This is a genomic window from Shigella sonnei (assembly GCF_002950395.1).
In the GTDB taxonomy this organism is placed as follows: Bacteria; Pseudomonadota; Gammaproteobacteria; order Enterobacterales; family Enterobacteriaceae; genus ECMA0423.
Genome location: NZ_CP026802.1, coordinates 4,711,585 through 4,730,548 on the forward strand (window position 1 = coordinate 4,711,585; position 18,964 = coordinate 4,730,548).

At 50.3% G+C, this 18,964-nt stretch carries 13 protein-coding genes; 3 read left to right on the plus strand and 10 right to left on the minus strand.

Annotated elements, in window-relative coordinates; all coding sequences use genetic code 11:
* Position 1: 1 nt before the first annotated feature.
* Both ygfK and mocA read right to left on the minus strand, forming a co-directional pair.
* On the minus strand, positions 2–3,100 hold the full coding sequence (gene ygfK / locus C1P89_RS24330) for a putative selenate reductase subunit YgfK (protein WP_000502450.1): 3,099 nt from the start codon (positions 3,098–3,100) through the stop codon (positions 2–4).
* A gap of 321 nt (positions 3,101–3,421) precedes the next feature.
* Complete coding sequence (gene mocA, locus C1P89_RS24335) at positions 3,422–4,000, minus strand: molybdenum cofactor cytidylyltransferase (protein ID WP_001272825.1); 579 nt, start codon at positions 3,998–4,000, stop codon at positions 3,422–3,424.
* A 102-nt stretch (positions 4,001–4,102) separates the two neighbouring features.
* Here mocA and yqeC point away from each other — a divergent pair, with 102 nt between their 5' ends.
* Positions 4,103–4,873, plus strand: a complete 771-nt coding sequence (gene yqeC, locus C1P89_RS24340; protein ID WP_001298920.1) for a selenium cofactor biosynthesis protein YqeC — start codon at positions 4,103–4,105, stop codon at positions 4,871–4,873.
* 47 nt (positions 4,874–4,920) lie between these two features.
* Positions 4,921–6,546: a selenium-dependent molybdenum cofactor biosynthesis protein YqeB gene (gene yqeB, locus C1P89_RS24345; protein ID WP_001020409.1), complete on the plus strand. Its 1,626-nt coding sequence runs from the start codon at positions 4,921–4,923 to the stop codon at positions 6,544–6,546.
* 40 nt (positions 6,547–6,586) lie between these two features.
* Here yqeB and arcC read toward each other — a convergent pair whose 3' ends face one another.
* Genes arcC through ygeW form a run of 5 tightly spaced genes read right to left on the minus strand, consistent with a single transcriptional unit; the run spans position 6,587 to position 12,715 of the window.
* On the minus strand, positions 6,587–7,519 hold the full coding sequence (gene arcC, locus C1P89_RS24350) for a carbamate kinase (RefSeq protein ID WP_000037988.1): 933 nt from the start codon (positions 7,517–7,519) through the stop codon (positions 6,587–6,589).
* Between the two features lie 47 nt (positions 7,520–7,566).
* The gene (gene hyuA / locus C1P89_RS24355; protein ID WP_001264452.1) at positions 7,567–8,952 is read right to left on the minus strand and encodes a D-phenylhydantoinase; all 1,386 of its coding nucleotides are present in this window, start codon (positions 8,950–8,952) and stop codon (positions 7,567–7,569) included.
* Positions 8,953–9,004: 52 nt separating this feature from the next.
* Positions 9,005–10,216, minus strand: coding sequence for a YgeY family selenium metabolism-linked hydrolase (locus C1P89_RS24360; RefSeq protein WP_001107117.1), 1,212 nt, complete (start codon positions 10,214–10,216; stop codon positions 9,005–9,007).
* A gap of 57 nt (positions 10,217–10,273) precedes the next feature.
* Positions 10,274–11,470 (minus strand): diaminopropionate ammonia-lyase, encoded by a 1,197-nt coding sequence (gene dpaL / locus C1P89_RS24365; RefSeq protein WP_000110491.1) that lies wholly within the window; start codon positions 11,468–11,470, stop codon positions 10,274–10,276.
* Positions 11,471–11,527: 57 nt separating this feature from the next.
* Positions 11,528–12,715: a knotted carbamoyltransferase YgeW gene (gene ygeW, locus C1P89_RS24370; RefSeq protein WP_000859787.1), complete on the minus strand. Its 1,188-nt coding sequence runs from the start codon at positions 12,713–12,715 to the stop codon at positions 11,528–11,530.
* A gap of 478 nt (positions 12,716–13,193) precedes the next feature.
* Between ygeW and C1P89_RS24375 the strand changes: the two genes are divergently transcribed.
* The gene (locus C1P89_RS24375; protein WP_000417769.1) at positions 13,194–14,972 is read left to right on the plus strand and encodes a sigma-54 interaction domain-containing protein; all 1,779 of its coding nucleotides are present in this window, start codon (positions 13,194–13,196) and stop codon (positions 14,970–14,972) included.
* 39 nt (positions 14,973–15,011) lie between these two features.
* On the opposite strand, the gene xdhC is transcribed toward C1P89_RS24375, so the two are convergent.
* The 3 genes from xdhC to xdhA are packed head-to-tail and all read right to left on the minus strand — an operon-like array spanning position 15,012 to position 18,674.
* Entirely contained in the window at positions 15,012–15,491 is a 480-nt protein-coding gene (gene xdhC / locus C1P89_RS24380; protein WP_001016605.1) for a xanthine dehydrogenase iron sulfur-binding subunit XdhC, read from the minus strand.
* Positions 15,488–16,366 carry a xanthine dehydrogenase FAD-binding subunit XdhB gene (gene xdhB, locus C1P89_RS24385; RefSeq protein ID WP_000459161.1) on the minus strand — a complete coding sequence of 293 codons (879 nt, stop codon included), beginning with the start codon at positions 16,364–16,366 and terminating at the stop codon, positions 15,488–15,490. The genes xdhC and xdhB overlap by 4 nt, the downstream gene beginning before the upstream one ends.
* Before the next feature lie 10 nt (positions 16,367–16,376).
* A complete protein-coding gene (gene xdhA, locus C1P89_RS24390; RefSeq protein WP_000388157.1) occupies positions 16,377–18,674 on the minus strand; it encodes a xanthine dehydrogenase molybdenum-binding subunit XdhA in 2,298 nt (765 codons plus the stop codon).
* Positions 18,675–18,964: the final 290 nt, after the last annotated feature.

An 18,964-nucleotide genomic window follows, 5' to 3' on the forward strand; every position in this document is an offset into this window, starting at 1 on the left:
ATTACACCTCCACGCGGCCCAGCAGATAATGATGATGCTGGTGGACATGGCTGATGATGCGGCACATATCGTTCAGCTCCGGTGGTACGTTGTTAAACTGACCTTCGCTGTCGATGTTTAACACCCAGCTTTGGTTATTCAGACGTACTCGTACCCGGCAATCTTCCACAAGGAAGCCTGGGGTGCTGCTGTTATCAAAGTCTTGCGCCAGGCTGAAGACGGTGATTTTGTCTTCGTATGGTTTACCGTTCCACGGACAGAACTGAGCGCAGTTGCCGCATTCGTTACAGTAAGCGTCGAGGTGCAGCGTCTGGAATCTATTCTGGAAGCCAGGGACTGCAATGGAGACGTTGGCGCGGTTCGGGCAGACATCCACACACTTGTTGCAAACGTAGTTACATTCGAGGCAGCGAGCGGCTTCCTGGGCGACAAACGCGTCACGATCGTCACTGTTCACCAGCGTGATAGAGATATCGCCTTTACGTTGATAGATTTCCGCTGGATTGACGTTGTTCCAGTATTTATCGTTCTGGTGGGAACGGATATTTTCCCGACTAAGGATGGCATCGGTCGCCCGACGCGCGGTTCCGACAGCAGCGACAATGGAGGATGGTCCGCGCTGTACGTCGCCGATCATAAAGACGTCAGTCAGACGAGTTTCGCCATTATGGTCGACGTCTGGCCAGCCGTTTTTGTCCAGCGGCACGCCCATCGCATTCAGGGCTTCAGTATCCTGCTGTTCACCAATGGCGGTGATCAGGCTGTCTACATGCAGTGTTACTGTTTCGTTGGTTTCAACCGGACGGCGACGACCTTTCTCATCCGGTTCGCCAAGCGACATAACGCGCAAGGTTAAGGTGCCATCAGCATCGAAACGTTCCGGATTATTCAGGAAACGGAACTCTACGCCGTCGTGCAACGCTTCTTCATACTCTTCGCGCCATGCGGGCATCTCTTGTAGTGAACGACGGTAAACGATCGTTGCTTTTTCTACGCCTGGAACGCGTAACGCCGCACGAGCGCAGTCCATTGCGGTGTTACCCGCCCCGACAACGACCACATGTTTGCCCAGCTTGAGCGCTGTACCCTTGTTGTATTCACGCAGGAAGGGGAGTGATTTCCAGACATTTTGGTTGTCGCCCGCCAGTTTCACACCGCTATTTTTATCAGTGCCGGTGGCAATCAGAACATAGTGGAAGCCCTGATTTTTTAACTGTTCAACGGTTAAATCGGGTGAGCAGCCATACTCAAATTTCACGCCGTGAGCGGCAACAAAATCGATATCGTGCTGAATTAACTCTGCAGGAATACGGAACTGAGGAATGATATTTTTCACCACGCCGCCAGCATTGGCTTCGCGTTCAAACAGCGTAACCGGATGGCCCGCTCTGGCAAGGAAGTAACCTGCTGCCAGACCCGCCGGACCTGCACCAATCACGGCAACCGGATGGCGTGAACCAGAACCGGCGGGTTTGTGCCAGCGTTGCTTATATTCATCCCAACCTTTTTCCAGCGCGACTTTTTTCAGTTCGCGGATATTCAGCGCACTGTCGTAATCCAGGCGGGTACAGTTGTATTGGCACTGGTGATCGCAAATATGACCGGTAATGGCAGGTAGGGCGTTGCGTTGGTAGATGAGTTCCAGCGCGTCGGCATAGCGGTGTTCGCCAAGCAGACGGATGTATTCCGGAATATCTTGCTTGATAGCGCAGGCAGTAACACAGGGGGCAACGTAGCAATCGGTCAGCGGCAGGTCTTCTGCCACTTCAATACGCTCTTCTGGCTTCCAGTGTTTCTGGGTGTATTCCATGGTTAACGCGTCTGCTGCCAGTCTGTTCAGTCGTTCGACGTCAACATGGTCAAGTCCCCAGGCGTCGGAGCCTTCCAGCTCGCGCATGCAGGCACTTAAGCGCAGATAGCCGCCAGGTTTCAGCAGGTCGGTTGCCATAGTAATAGGGCGAATACCTGTATCAAAAATATCGCGGATAGTCAGCTGACTGGCACCACCGGAATAAGAAATGGGCAGTTTGCCGTCAAAGGCGCGAGAGAGAACTGCTGCAACATTGATGGAGAGCGGGAACAGCGCACGGCCTGACATATACATCTCTTCACCAGGCAGTGCGCCTTTATTGTTGATGGTGCCGAGAGTGTTAGTCAGTTTTACGCCAAAGCCGAGTGATTTTTCTTTTGCCAGTACCATCAGGCGCTCCAGCATTTCCAGTGCTTGCGTCAGCTTGAGGTCGTGATCAAATGACTCTTCTTTTAAGCCTATGTAACCGAAACCGCAGACATCGAGGATCTCACGAACACGCGCGTACCCCAGTAAGGTCGGGTTAAGTTTGACAAAGGTGTTGAGCCCTTTTTCTTCCAGCATGTAGCGGCAAATGGCTTCGATTTCATGCGGAGGACAGCCGTGCATGGTGGAGAGGGTGACGCCCTGCACCATACTGGTGGGGATGCGAGCGGGTAAGGCTTGCAAGTTTTCGCGTTTTTCCTGCAATCCGTGGCGGGCTAAAAATGCGTCATCCTGGAGTAATTTATTCAGCGTATCGCGATATTGAGCGAATTTCGGATGGTCAGATGCGTCCATCATATTGTCGATGAACTGTTGCATCGGCGGTTGCTTAATACCTTCGAGGTTGTAACCGACGCTCATATTAAAGATGAACGATTTACCGGAATCAGAAGGCTGTAACATCGCTTCGAGAAGGTGCAGGGCAAACCAGGCTTTGAGGTATTCATCCCAGGCTTTAAGCAAGGTAAATTCGGTAGACCATTCGGTGTTAAAGCATTCGTCTTCGGCATCAATACAGGGCTTTTCCAGCTCCAGGCGGTCAAGAATTTGGACGGTTTTTAGTTCGATGAAGCGTCCGCCAGTCAGCCAGGAAGTGACAATATTTTGCGCGAGCTGCGTGTGCGGGCCAGCGGCAGGGCCGACGGGAGTGGCACAGGTTTCACCGAAGACGCTAACAGTTTTACCTTTTACAGGTGAGTAAAACTGTTGCTCGGGAATACCAAAGATTGAGCGTTGTTGTTGGTATTCATCAAATATGCGCGTCAAAAGTTCCTCAAACGGAATGGGACGCATAATATCCCCCATAACCCTCTCCTTAGCTTATACAGATATCATTGAGTGACCGGTGTTGAGAAATCCGGTGGTTTAGGGGGATAGAGCAACAATCGCACCACTCTTGCCAGGTTTGGCGGGAAATATAAAAAAATGTGAGGTGGCTCGAAACTTAAAGGCTTTTTGTGAATGAACTCACAGGTGCCAAATGAGAATTAAAATCACTCCTGAAAATTATTATTGTCAGCCCATTTATCACTTTTTCTCTTTTCTCAAAATCAGTGATTCCTTATCATTATGATAAAGAGTGCTGGAGAGATTAAATATTTGAACGCAATCGTTTAACTACATTTTCTAAATTTTAGTATACCTTTTTTGCGCTGTAATAAAGTCGTCCGGAGTATCAATATCTAAAATTATTTCTGCATTTTCTATTTCGACGGAATAATGATCTCCCATAAGGAGTGCCTGACGCATATTGGTGACATTGGGTCGCTGGATTGCCTGCATCAGGCATGGTTTTGACACTAAAATCGGATGGCCGGGGATGCCATTATGGAGTGGCAGTATTGCGCCATCATTTCGTAACGACCAGATTTTTCTAAAAATATCGATGGTGAGGGTTGGCATGTCACCGTGGGTGAGAAAACAATGTTCTGTTTGCACTGCGGGTACTGCGGCCTTGACGGATGTTAGTAAACCCTGCGCATAATCTGGGTTGTGAATAATAGTGATATTGCTCTGGTTCGCATAACGTTCGTGCAGTTCATTACCACGATAGCCGGTGACTAAAATAATTCGGCTACAAAACTGCAACGCATTTTTGATACTTGTATCAAGAATTGTTCCCTGTTCCCAGGGGAACATCATTTTCCATTGCCCCATTCTTGATGATAATCCGGCAGCGGTAATTATACAGTCGATGGCTGACATAGTGGTTCCATTATTTATAGGGGCTAATAACGCCTGATAATTGCGTTACTTCCTGATGGATTAAGTTGGGGATAATTTATCCCAGAGAGGTCATAAAGACTCGTGAAAAGTATAGTTGACCCATCGGCATTAGTCATTGATTTAGGTGCGCAGAAACGTCCCACTGTGATTTCTGTTGTTGGTGCTGGGGGGAAAACCAGCTTGCTTTTTTGGCTGGCAGAACTGCTCCAGGCTAGCGGCAGGCGTGTGTTAATCACGACGACGACACATATGTTTATGCCAACGTCTCACTGGCCCGTGGTTTTCTGTCGTGATCCCGCCATGCTTCCTCATGCGTCTCTTACATCCCCCATTTCATTTTGTTTTCACAGCTGGAAAGCGAACCAGGGAAAAGTGCAGGGATTTACGCCAGAAGCGATTGATGCACTGGTGCAACGACCAGAGTGTGACGTAATTCTCATTGAAGCAGATGGCTCGCGTGGAATGCCGTTAAAAGCGCCTGATGAGCACGAACCTTGCATACCCAAAAGCAGTTGCTGCGTGATTGCTGTGATGGGAGGACATACTTTGGGCGCGAAAGTGAGCACAGAAAATGTCCATCGCTGGTCGCAGTTTGCTGATATTACCGGGTTAACACCTGATGCAACCTTGCAACTGAGCGATCTCGTTGCGCTGGTTCGCCACCCTCAGGGGGCGTTTAAAAACGTACCGCAAGGTTGTCGGCGAGTCTGGTTCATTAACCGTTTTTCTCAATGTGAGAATGCGATTGCACAAAGCGAGCTCCTTCAACCGCTGCAACAACACGACGTAGAGGCAATCTGGCTGGGCGATATACAAGAACATCCTGCAATCGCGCGCAGATTTGTGAATTAGCGGCCCGGGTATTCCGGGTTACTGAAAGGATATCCATTGAGGTTGGTATGAATATTTTCACAGAGGCTGCAAAACTCGAAGAGCAAAATTGTCCGTTTGCGATGGCGCAAATTGTTGATAGCCGAGGCTCGACTCCCCGCCATTCTGCACAAATGTTAGTGCGCGCCGATGGTTCTATCGTCGGTACAATTGGTGGCGGAATGGTTGAGTGGAAGGTGATTGAAGAGTCACTTCAGGCATTGCAGGAACGTAAGCCGCGATTATTCCATGGACGTATGGCTCGTAACGGTGCGGATGCTGTCGGGTCAGATTGTGGAGGTGCAATGTCAGTATTTATCAGCGTCCATGGTATGCGTCCACGTCTGGTGTTGATTGGCGCGGGGCATGTCAACCGGGCGATAGCCCAGAGTGCGGCGCTATTAGGATTTGATATTGCCGTTGCCGATATTTATCGCGAAAGCCTCAATCCTGAACTATTCCCACCATCAACCACGCTTCTCCATGCTGAGTCGTTTGGTGCGGCAGTGGAAGAACTGGATATTCGCCCTGATAATTTTGTCCTGATTGCCACGAATAATCAGGATCGTGAAGCCCTCGACAAACTCATTGAACAGCCCATTGCATGGTTGGGGTTGCTGGCAAGTCGCCGCAAGGTTCAGCTTTTCCTGCGTCAATTGCGTGAGAAAGGCGTGGCTGAAGAACATATTGCCCGTTTACATGCGCCCGTTGGTTACAACATAGGTGCGGAAACGCCGCAGGAGATCGCCATCAGCGTGCTGGCAGAAATATTACGGGTGAAAAATAACGCGCCGGGTGGGCTGATGATGAAACCTTCTCATCCTTCCGGACACCAGCTGGTGGTGATTCGCGGTGCGGGAGATATCGCCAGTGGTGTGGCGCTACGTCTGTATCATGCGGGTTTTAAAGTGATCATGCTGGAAGTGGAAAAACCGACAGTGATTCGTTGTACCGTGGCGTTTGCCCAGGCCGTGTTCGATGGCGAAATGACGGTCGAAGGCGTCACTGCTCGCCTGGCAACCAGCTCTGCGGAAGCGATGAAACTTACCGAACGCGGATTCATCCCTGTGATGGTAGATCCCGCCTGTTCATTGCTTGATGAACTGAAACCGCTTTGCGTGGTGGACGCTATTCTGGCGAAACAGAATTTGGGAACGCGGGCAGATATGGCACCAGTAACAATCGCGCTTGGGCCGGGCTTTACTGCAGGGAAGGATTGTCATGCGGTAATTGAAACAAATCGCGGGCACTGGCTCGGTCAGGTGATTTACTCTGGTTGTGCGCAGGAGAATACCGATGTTCCTGGCAATATTATGGGGCATACCACCCGACGGGTGATCCGTGCTCCTGCTGCAGGCATTATGCGATCCAACGTGAAATTAGGCGATCTGGTGAAAGAGGGCGATGTGATTGCCTGGATTGGTGAGCATGAAATTAAAGCACCGTTGACGGGGATGGTGCGTGGCTTGTTGAACGACGGCCTGGCAGTGGTTGGTGGTTTTAAAATTGGTGATATCGATCCTCGTGGTGAAACCGCTGATTTCACCAGCGTTTCTGATAAAGCCCGGGCGATTGGCGGCGGCGTACTTGAGGCGTTAATGATGTTGATGCATCAGGGCGTGAAAGCGACAAAAGAAGTGCTGGAAGTGGCTTAAATGAAAATGGCCGGATGGTATTACCCACCCGGCCTTAAAATTACTGACAAATCACCGTTCCGGTTTTGCCTTCAATCCCTTCTTTCGCTTTGCTCAATACGGTAATCAGTGCTTCACGACCTGCGCGAGAGCGAGCAAACGAGGCGGCAGCTTCCACTTTAGGCAGCATAGAACCTTTCGCAAAATGACCTTCTTCGATAAAGCGTTCAGCATCACTTAATGACAGGCGATCGAGCCACTGTTCATTCTCTTTACCGAAGTTAATGGCCACTTTTTCTACCGCAGTCAGAATGATCAGCATATCGGCATCAATCATTTCTGCTAAACGGGCGCTGGCCCAGTCTTTATCGATAACCGCGCTGGCACCACGCAGATGGTTACCTTCACGAATAACAGGGATACCACCACCGCCAACGGCGATCACCACCTGGCCTGCATCTACCAGAGCTTTAACCGTTTCTTTTTCAATGATATCAACCGGTTTTGGCGAGGCAACAACACGGCGATAGCCGCGACCAGCATCTTCTTTCAGAGTGTAACCCTGTTTTGTCAGTTGCTCTGCTTCTTGCTCGGTAAAGAACGAACCGATCGGCTTGGTCGGGTTGAGGAATGCCGGATCGTTAGCGTCGACTTCGACCTGAGTAACCAGCGTTGCTACAGGTTTATTAATGCCCCGAGAAAGCAGTTCTTCTCTTAACGCGTTTTGTAGATCGTAACCAATATAACCCTGGCTTAAGGCAACACAGACAGACATCGGCAGCATTGGCGAGTGTGCTTCAGTTTTTGCGGCAGCTTCAAAGGCTTGGTTAATCATGCCCACCTGCGGCCCGTTACCATGAGTGACGATAACTTCATGTCCTTGGGCAATTAAATCAACAATTGCCTGAGAAGTAATTTTTACCGCTTTCATTTGTCCGGCCAGGTCATCGCCCAGCGCATTCCCGCCCAGGGCGAGAACAATTTTCTTACTCATTTTTCCTCACTCATCATTCTTGATTGTGTATAGATCCCTGACAGTGGTTAGAGCACGGGAGGGACAAACGGTTTGCGTCGCAGGAAACGACCTCGCCCGGCTTTGCCTGTAAAGGTGCCGTCACAGAAAATCGTTTCACCACGGGATAAGGTTCTGACAATCGCGCCCTGACAGGTAAAACCCTCCCATGGCGAGTAGTCGGCGTTGTCGTGGAGATGGCGATGCTGAATTTGTTGGCTCTGACGTGGGTCGATAATCACCACGTCGCCATCGGAACCGGGCGCTAATAATCCTTTTTGCGGCCACAGGCCAAACAGCCTGGCGGGCATTGCGCTGGTTAATTCAACAAAGCGTTCCGGTGTTATACGTCCCGTCATCACGCCACTGGAAAACAGTAACTGCATGCGGTTTTCCACACCGGGTAAGCCATTTGGGCAGCGACTGAAATCGCCTTTAGAAATTTGCAGGCGTTGAGCCATCGAGAAGGTGCAGTGATCGGTCGCCACCACGTCAATCGCACCATCGCTGATGCCACACCACAGTTTGTCCTGCTCGCGTACGTTACGCAGCGGTGGGCTAAGAATGAACTTCATGCCATCTTCTGTATCGTAACTGCGTTCGTCCAACAGGAGATATTGTGGGCAGGTTTCAACCCAGACTGGCTGGTGATTCGCACGGGCAAGACGCAGATAATCCAGACCTAAGCCGTTAGACAGGTGCACGATATAGAGCGGGGCGTTACCGGCAATTTGTGCCAGGTTAATCATGCGGGCGATGGCTTCCGCTTCGCATTCCAGAGGGCGACTCAAGGCATGATAGCGCGGCGCGGTTAACCCTGCGGCGATAAATTCCGCCCGCTTGCTGGCGATAGCCGCATCATTTTCCGGGTGCACGGTGGTCAGCGCGCCGGATTCATGCAAGCGGCGTAATGCCTGCAAAACCTCGTCATCGTTGAGTTTGTATTGATAGGTTAAATAGAGTTTAAAACTGCTCAGTCCTTCCTCGACCATCATCGGGATTTCGTCGAGGATTGCGTGATTAATGTGCTGGATCACACCGTGAAAGCTGTAATCGATGACCGCTTTATGGGCGGCATAACCACGATAAACCTCCAGTTGATGGCGTAACCGACAGCCGTTTGGGCCAAATCCCATATGGTCAATAATGGTTGTTGTACCGCCACACGCAGCTGCGCGGGTACCGGTAAAAAAATCATCACAACTGCGCGCGATGCCGACATCAATATTGAAATGCGTATGGACATCCACGCCGCCAGGGAAAACGTAACAGCCAGTGGCATCAATTTCTTCATACGGGAGCTGCGGCGAAATATTGTTGCCCAACTGGCGAACAATCCCGCTTTCAATCAGCAAATCCTGTTTGGCTTGTCCATCTGCGTTAACGACAGTGCCGTTTTTGATCAATACGCGCATAGCAAACTCCAAAAACCCTCCGGCGAACCGGAGGGGAATAAGTGAAGAGTAATTACTCTGTTGCCAGCCAGCTTAACGGGATTGCAGCGTACATCGCGGCACAGGTCACCAGGTGAGATTTCCAGGTTTTTTCGTTAGGTGCATGCGCTTCAGGTTCTTTACCCGGGCCAAAGCCGATCACCGGAATGCCGTGACGGCCCATGATAGATACGCCGTTAGTTGAGAAGGTCCACTTATCAACAACCGGCGCTTTGCCAAACAGCCCTTCGTAGGCATTCACCAGTGCTTTAACGGTGAAGTGATCTTCTTCCACTTTCCAGGTCGGGAAGTAGCATTCGGTTGGGTAAACCAGGCCAGTCCAGGACGGACGGTCGTAGTTGTACATAGAAACAACCGCGTTAGCTTTCTGTACTGCAGGCAGGGCGCGGATTTCGTCCAGCGCGCCTTCCCAGGTTTCGCCCCAGGTCAGACGGCGGTCAATAGAGACGGCGCAGCTATCTGCTACAGCGCAACGGCTTGGGGATGTGAAGAAGATTTCAGAAACGGTGAGGGTGCCTTTGCCGAGGAATTCGTCATAACCCAGACGTTGGGAGAGTTCTTGTAATTCGCCAAGAATCGGACCCATTTTGAAAATGGCGTTGTCACCGCGTTCTGGCGCAGAACCGTGGCAGCTAACACCCTGAACATCAATACGAATTTCCATACGACCGCGCTGACCACGGTATATCTGGCAGTCGGTTGGTTCGGTACTGACCACAAATTCCGGGCGAATGCCGGATTGTTCAATAATGTACTGCCAGCACAGACCGTCGCAGTCTTCTTCCTGCACAGTACCGGTAACCAGCAGGGTATATTCATCTTCCAGACCGAGGTCTTTAATGATTTTACCGGCATAAACCATAGATGCCATGCCGCCTTCCTGGTCGGAAGTACCGCGACCACCGATTAGCTCATCAGTTTCCATGCCTTCGTACGGATCGAAGTCCCAGTTTTTGATGTTGCCAATGCCGACGGTATCGATATGAGCGTCCATTGCCACCAGACGCGGGCCGTGGCCGATATAACCGAGAACGTTGCCCATCGGGTCGATTTCAACTTTATCGAAGCCGACTTTTTCCATCTCTTCTTTAATACGATGTACTACGCGTTTTTCGTCGCAGCTTTCACTGGGAATAGCAACCATGTCGCGCAGGAAGCGAGTCATGTCCGCCTGGTAATCTTTTGCTTTTTCAAGAATCAGTTTGAATGGAATATTCTTAGCCATTATTTTTCTCCAGATTTTTTACTCCCCGTTTTGCAGGGAGTAGTTCCAATAGGGTGATTAAGGTGCTACAGCGTGTTTGCCTTCCCAGACAACTTCGCGGTAGTGCTTCACGTCGGTGTCGCCTTCAGTGCTGATAACCAGCACTACGGCATCTTTGTCCAGCGCCAGTTTTTCCATCAGGCTTTGATGTTGCGGGTGATAATGAACCGCTGCGAGAACGCCCAAACCGACAGCGCCGGATTCACCGGAGATGATGCGCGGGTCGTTGCCGTACGGATTACCCAGCACGCGCATACCTAATGCGGCAACGCTGTCCTGGCAGGAGATGAATTGGGTGGCGCAGTTACGTAGGATTTCCCAGCCCAGCGGGTTAGGTTCGCCACAGGCCAGGCCCGCCATGATGGTGGCCATATCACCGCCAACGTTGACGATGTCGCCTTTGACGCCGGAGCGATAAATACAGTCAGCTTTGTCAGGTTCAACAATAATGCTGTGCAGATTTTGCGGGCTGTAGACGTCGACCAGATAACCCAGCACACCACCGGCCATTGCTCCGACACCGGCTTGCAGCAGAACGTGCGTCGGGGTTACGCCCATTTCACGCATTTGCTCGACGGCTTCATCTGCCAGGGTTGCGTAGCCTTGCATGATCCAGGTTGGGATTTTGGTGTAACCTTCCCATGCCGTGTCCTGTACCACTTCCCAGCCGTGCTGCTGCGCGTGTTGCATGGTCAGGCGAACGGTATCGTCATAGTTCATATCCGTGACGATGCACTCGGCACCGAGGTTCAGAATGGCGTCAACGCGTTCCTGAGCAGAACCTTTCGGCATGTAAATCACCGCATTCTGTCCGAGTTGCTGTGCTGCCCACGCCACACCGCGCCCGTGGTTGCCGTCGGTGGTGGTCGCGAAAGTCATTTTTTCGCCGATGGCATTTTTCAGGTGCTCAAATGACAGCGTTTCGATATCAAGATGATATTTTTCACACAATAATTGAGCGATGGCGTACGCACCGCCAAGCATTTTGAAGGCGTTCAGACCGAATCGTTTTGATTCGTCTTTGACGAGAATTTTCTTCACACCAAAAAGGTTTGCGAGATCGTCCAGCGCACAAAGCGGTGTTGGGCGATAACCAGCTATTTTCTGGTGGAACTGGCGCGCCAGTTTGGCCTGGCTTTGCGAAAAGAGCGGTGATGTTTCGCCGTTGAAAAATTTGTTATCGGCGATATCAATCTTCAATGAGAAAACGGACATATCCTATCCTTTTGGCCTCTGGAAATAGAGGGCCGACCAGCAGATCGGCCCGAGGGGTTATTTCACGCGTTCTTGCGCTTCTTTCAGCAGTTGCTCGAGCAGTGCACCTGGTTTGGCGTATTTACGGGACAGGATCATCGCGGCGATGATATAAGGCTTCCAGCTGGCTTCTTTGTAGGTAGCGATACGGTATTTTTCGAATACGCCTTCAGTCACTTCACCTTCTTTGCAGGATACGCCGCTGATATCAGCTGGCAGGCAGTGCATGTACAGGGCTTCGCCATCACGGGTCAGTTCCATCATCTCTTCAGTACAATGCCAGTCTTTGTGTTGCGCGTTCTGTGCCAGACACTGTTTTTCCAGTGCTTTTAAGCCTTCGTGGTCGTTCGCACGCAGCAATTCAGTACGCTCTTCCATCACTTTGTAAGGTGCCCATGACTTCGGATAAACGATGTCTGCGTCTTTGAAGGCTTCTTCCATGCTGGTGACCTGACGGAAGCTACCACCGGAGGCTTTAGCATTGTTTTTCGCCACTTCAACCACATCCGGGATCAGGTCGTAGCCTTCCGGATGGGCCAAGGTGACATCCATACCGAAGCGAGTCATCAGACCGATGATGCCTTGTGGTACAGAGAGCGGTTTGCCATAGCTTGGAGAGTAGGCCCAGGTCATGGCGATTTTTTTACCTTTCAGGTTTTCCAGTGAACCAAAGTGTTCACGTAACCACGCGAGGTCAGCCATTGACTGAGTCGGGTGGTCAATATCGCATTGCAGGTTCACTAAAGCCGGACGCTGTGGCAGTACACCCTGCTTGTAACCGTCATCAAGTGCAGCGCCAACTTCACGCATATAGGCGTTGCCTGCGCCCAGATACATATCGTCGCGAATACCAATAGCGTCGGCGCAGAAGGAGATCATATTGGCGGTTTCACGCACGGTTTCGCCGTGAGCGATTTGTGATTTGCCTTCGTCGAGATCTTGTTGTGCAAGGCCGAGCAGGTTAAGCGCGGAAGCATAAGAGAAGCGGGTACGGGTGGAGTTGTCGCGGAATACGGAAATACCTAATCCACTATTAAAGACTTTGGTTGAGATGTTTTCAGCACGCAGTGCTTTTAATGCTGCGGCAACGTCCAGTACTTGTTTCAGTTCATCTGGCGTCTGTTCCCACGTTAACAAAAAATCTTTCTCGTGAAGGTGAGAGGTCAGCGAATTGATATCCTTAATCAGCTCATTAACAGTTTTCATCATACAGTCCCGGTAGTGGAATGACAGGCAAAGTGGTTTATTTCACTGTGACTTGCCAAAGTGATTGGTGTTTTCATAGCTATACCTGGGACTAACAATAAGTGTGCCAGAATTATCCGCGCGGCTGCAAAAGACTAATTTGACGGATAATGTGTGGGGTTGTTCACAAATTGATGCCAGCTTCTGGTTGTTTGTAAAATACGAAAACGTTTGGCTTTTTTTATCGCGTTATTTATTTGCTGCTAAGTATCAGAAATAAGATAAAGGGGCAGGCTATCTCTCTTCAGTTTGATAAACTCACCGCCGTAATTCTCATATTGATATAGAAATGTGATATCTCTTCCATAATTGCATTAGAAAATGATAAAAATCTTATGTTTTTATCAAAGCCAATTTCGCCTGAGTTAATATCATCATGATCTGTGAACCATCAACGTCTTCAATGATCGACTTTTAAGTAAGTCTGGAAGGTAAAGCTATGGAGCTTGCTACTACGCAGTCAGTATTGATGCAAATTCAACCGACAATTCAGCGTTTTGCCAGAATGCTTGCCAGCGTTTTGCAGTTTGAGGTTGAGATCGTTGATGAAAACTTGTGTCGCGTCGCCGGAACGGGCGCGTATGGGAAGTTTCTTGGTCGCCAGTTGAGCGGCAACTCACGCCTGCTCCGCCACGTCCTGGAAACGAAAACTGAAAAAGTTGTGACACAGTCTCGCTTCGATCCCCTTTGCGAAGGTTGCGATAGTAAAGAAAATTGCCGCGAAAAAGCATTTCTGGGTACGCCTGTCATTTTACAGGATCGTTGTGTTGGGGTGATAAGTTTGATTGCCGTTACCCACGAGCAACAAGAGCATATCAGTGATAATTTACGCGAATTTTCTGATTATGTTCGCCATATATCCACCATTTTTGTTTCGAAACTTCTGGAGGATCAGGGGCCAGGAGATAACATCAGTAAAATATTCGCGACCATGATCGATAATATGGATCAGGGCGTATTAGTTGTTGATGATGAAAGTCGGGTTCAGTTTGTTAATCAGACTGCCTTAAAAACACTTGGTGTTGTACAAAATAATATTATTGGGAAACCTATCCGTTTCAGACCATTAACATTTGAGAGTAATTTTACTCATGGACATATGCAGCATATTGTTTCGTGGGACGATAAAAGTGAATTAATCATTGGTCAATTGCATAACATTCAGGGCCGACAATTATTTTTAATGGCATTTCACCAATCGCATACCAGTTTTTCTGTAGCAAATGCACCTGATGAACCACATATTGAACAATTGGTTGGCGAGTGCCGTGTTATGCGGCAATTAAAACGACTCATTAGCCGTATTGCACCCAGCCCATCCAGCGTTATGGTGGTTGGTGAAAGCGGCACGGGTAAAGAAGTCGTCGCCCGAGCAATCCATAAGTTGAGCGGAAGACGGAATAAACCCTTTATTGCTATCAACTGTGCCGCGATTCCGGAGCAGCTTCTGGAAAGCGAACTGTTCGGTTATGTTAAAGGCGCATTTACTAGTGCTTCTGCCAACGGTAAAACAGGGTTGATTCAGGCGGCGAATACGGGCACGCTGTTTCTCGATGAAATAGGTGATATGCCATTAATGTTGCAGGCTAAATTACTGCGCGCTATTGAGGCGCGTGAAATTCTGCCGATTGGTGCCAGTAGCCCAATACAAGTCGACATTCGCATCATTTCTGCAACTAATCAGAATTTGGCCCAGTTCATTGCCGAAGGTAAATTCCGCGAAGATCTCTTCTACCGACTTAATGTTATCCCGATAACTCTGCCACCGCTGCGTGAACGTCAGGAAGATATTGAACTATTGGTGCATTACTTTTTACATCTGCATACCCGTCGTCTGGGATCGGTTTATCCTGGCATTGCTCCCGATGTCGTCGAAATATTGCGTAAGCATCGTTGGCCCGGAAACCTGCGCGAGTTAAGCAATTTGATGGAATATCTGGTTAACGTGGTTCCTTCAGGTGAAGTTATCGACAGCACGCTATTGCCGCCAAATCTGCTGAATAATGGCACAACGGAGCAAAGTGATGTAACAGAGGTCAGTGAGGCGCACCTGTCACTCGATGATGCGGGCGGCACGGCGCTGGAGGAGATGGAAAAGCAAATGATCCGCGAGGCGCTTTCACGTCATAACAGCAAGAAGCAAGTTGCTGATGAACTGGGCATCGGCATTGCTACGCTCTATCGCAAGATTAAGAAATATGAGTTGTTAAACACATAACCTCAGTGAATCCGGCCTGAATTCAGGCCGGATATCCTTTTACTTCGTTTTCTCGCAATCCAGAACTGTATTTACAATCATCTGATACCCCGTGCAGCGACAAAGATTTCCCGCCAGTCCGCGACGAATTTCCGTAATGGTTAATGGCTTCTCGCGTGGTTTCGCCAGCATTGCCGTGGTAGCCATAATCAGGCCAGGCGTACAAAACCCGCACTGCACTGCGCCGGATTTCGCATAAGCCTGCTGAACATGAGAAAGTTTTCCGCCTTTCGCTTCACCTTCCAGCGTGCGGATCTCCTTTCCTTCAGCCCAGGCGGCAAGGTATAAGCAACTGTCTATTGCTGTGCCGTCGACCAACACCGTACAGGCACCACATTCACCCACGCAGCACCCTTGTTTGACACTTAGCAGTCCTTGTTCGCGGAGTAATTCCGAGAGCGGCGTGCCTGGTGCGGCGTGAAGCTGAAAAGGCATCCCGTTAATGGTGCATTCGATGGTAATTGTTTCGCTGTGATTCATTGCAATTTTCCCCCCGCCGCGGCGACGGCTTCGCTAATCACTTTTTTGGTCATCGTCTGGATGAGATGCAGACGAAACTCTTTACTGGCCCGCCATGAAGAACGCGGGGCGACATCTTGCAGGACAGATTCGCTGATAGCTTCCAGCGTTTGCAGGTTTAATGGCGCATTTTGTGCAGTCTGTTCGGCATGTTGGCAGCGAATCGGCGTTGGCGCGGCAACACCAAATGCCAGGCGTAATTCGCTGAAATTGCCGTTATCCAGTCGGCAATGTGCGGCGCAGCCAATCGTTGAAATATCCATTGCGTCGCGCATGGCATATTTAAAATGCGCGCTGCCCGCGTGTTCTTTCGGCTGTGGCGGAAAATGAAAGGCGACGAGGATTTCGTCATGCTCAAGAGACACTTTGCCCGGCCCGGTGTGAAAGCCATTAATCGGGACGAAACGAACACCGCGCGGGGAGTGGATCTCCAGTTTCGCGTCATAAATTAGCGTTGGCGTGGCAGAATCTGCGCTGGTGGCACCGTTGCAAATATTTCCACCGTAGGTAGCGACGTTACGGATCTGCGGTCCAGCAATGGACGTGGCCGCAGCACATAACGCCGGGAGATGACGTTGAGTTATAGGAGCTTCTATTAGCTGGGTAAATGTCGTTGCAGAGCCGATACGTAGCGAGCCATCTTCCGCCAGCGTAATTCCCCGCAGCTCCGCCAGATTATGAATATCAACAATATGGCGATAACGGTCATTGTGATGGTGGAGCTGAATCAGTACGTCAGTGCCATCGGCGAGCAGTTTGGCCTGCGGGTTGTCAGCCAGCAGGTTGATGGCATCGGCAAGGGTTGCTGCGCGATGGTAAGAAGCAAAATCAAACATGATGTTATCCTCAAATCAATCCTGCCAGATGGAACTCTTCATATAACCGTTTTGGCGTCAGCGGCAGTGTATTGATTGCAACACCGGTAGCCATCTTCACCGCGTTACGAATAGCAGCGGCAACAGGAATTATTGGTGGCTCACCCAGTGACTTATGTCCGTATGCGGATTGCGGCTCATTGATTTCGACGAACGCGCTTTCCAGTTGTGGCAGATCCGGCATGGTCGGCATTTTGTAATCCAGCAGATTGGGGTTACGGACCACGCCGCTTTTAGCATCGATGATCATCTCTTCAAATAGCGCCCAGCCAATGCCCATTCCCATTCCGCCGTGTACCTGACCTTCTGCCAGCAGTGGATTAAGAATATGCCCTGAATCATGAACGTTGAGGATGCGGTTGATGGTGACTTTGCACAGCGCAATATCGACCGTCAGATCAACAAAGGTACAGCCAAACGCCGATGGGTTAGTGGTGGTTTTGATGGAGCTTTCAGCAGAGAGCTGCCCGCCGCGTTCAGGGTGGTAGAAAGCGTCCATCGCCAAATCTTTTAACGACATTAACGGCTCTTCCGGTCGTTCAACCAGCACGATATGGCCTTTTATCAGGGTCAGATTCATCGCTGACTGATGTAGCATGACTGCGGCGTGAGCGATGATTTTCTCTTTTAATAATAGTGCCGCACTGCGCAGCGCAGGCGCGGCAACATAGCTCTGGCGTGAGGCAAATGCGCCGGGAGCGAACGGCGTAACGTCGGTATCTTGAGTTGAAATAACGCGAACGTCGCTGACCGGAACCCCCACGGTTTCTGCCACCATTTGCGAGAAGACGGTGTCGGCACCCTGACCGATTTCCGTCGCGCCGCTTTGCACGTTGATGGTTCCATCCTGATTCATCAGAAGGCGCGCGCCTGCTATTTCTACGCCGACAGGCCAGGTGTTAGAGGTATAGCTAAAACAGGCGACGCCAACGCCGCGGCGCAAATTGCCTTGCTGGTTCTGGCATTCTGCACGGCGTTTTTCCCATTCAAAGATTTTCCGGCCTTTTTCAAGACACTCCGGCAACCCTGCGCTGTAAATACGTTTGCCCGTGAGCGGATTAGCATCTCCTTCGCGGGCGGCGTTGCGTAAACGAATTTCAACAGGATCAATACCTAACGCTGTCGCGGCGTCATCAAGCATAGACTCAACGGCAAATACGACTTGTGGCGCGCCATAACCACGCATCGCACCAGCCGAGGGGAGGTTGGTATAGCAGGTCTTTGAACTGTAAGCGTAGGCACAACGAGGATAAAGGTAAGCGACTTTATTCCTCCCCGCAGAAGCGATGGAGTGCCCGTGAGATGCATAAGCGCCGGTGTTAGACAGAACATCCAGACTATAACCTTTCAATGTTCCGTCGCGGTTCACGCCCATTTGCCCGTCAATGGTAAAAGCGTGGCGGGTACGGGTTGCGAGGAAACACTCTTCACGGCTAAGGGAAACTTTCACCGGAATGCCGCCAAGCTTGCTGGTCAGGAATGCTGCCATTGGCTCTTCCAGTACATCCTGTTTATTACCAAAACCGCCACCGACAAACGGTTTGATGACTCGTACGCATGACCAGGGAATATCCAGCGCCTGACCAACCACGCGGCGAACAATGTGCGGGATCTGGGTGCTGGAAACGATGGTAATTCGCGAGTCATCCTCCATCCACGCCAGCGATGTTACGCTTTCCATGTGACAATGTTGAATAACGGGGGTCTGATAGTGCCCCTGTACCTGGTAGTCGGCGGCATCGATTGTTTGTTGGACATTACCCGTCGACATCGTGCTTTGTTTCAGTAAATTGCCACCGTTATGGATTGGTGCAGCGTCTTCTGCCAGCGCCGCTTCTGGCGTGGTGATAACGGGTAATTCTTGCCACTCAATGCTGACCAATTGCGCCGCTTTTTCTGCCGTGAGTTCATCGCGGGCCACGACGATGGCAACGGCGTCACCATGATGACGAACATGGCGAGTTAGCAGTGCGCGATCGGCGGTATCGCGCTTGTTTTCGTCAAGTGTCCAGGCATGCCCAGCTGTAGCGAATGGAATATCAGGCACATCTTCCCAGGTAAAAATCGCCAGTACGCCCGGCAAACTTCTGGCTTGTTCATCATTAATACTTACGGCATAACCATGTGCGATAGGGCTACGTACATATTTCGCATAACACATGCCCGCCATAACATAATCGTCAGTATATCGTGCCCGCCCGGTGACCTTAGCAATGGCATCGACGCGCATGCATGATTCACCCGTAGCGGTTGCTTCCCGCGCTTCCATAGAAATCCCCTCGATTTGAACATTTGGTTCTTATGGCAAAGATTTAGTCTAAGCAGGCAAGATTTACGCCAGAAACGACGATAAGCGTTAGGGGAGGTAGGAAGTGTGATGACGTTAAAAAAACACAGATATGATACGAAACAGGACTCTGAATAGGGGCAGTGATACGTATCAATATGAGTGGCGATAAAATCAATGTGATAAATTGGGATTATTACGCATCAGGATGGGAAATAGGGTAAAAAGTCAGGAAGTTCGATACCTCTACAGCGAATATTTTGCTGATGATA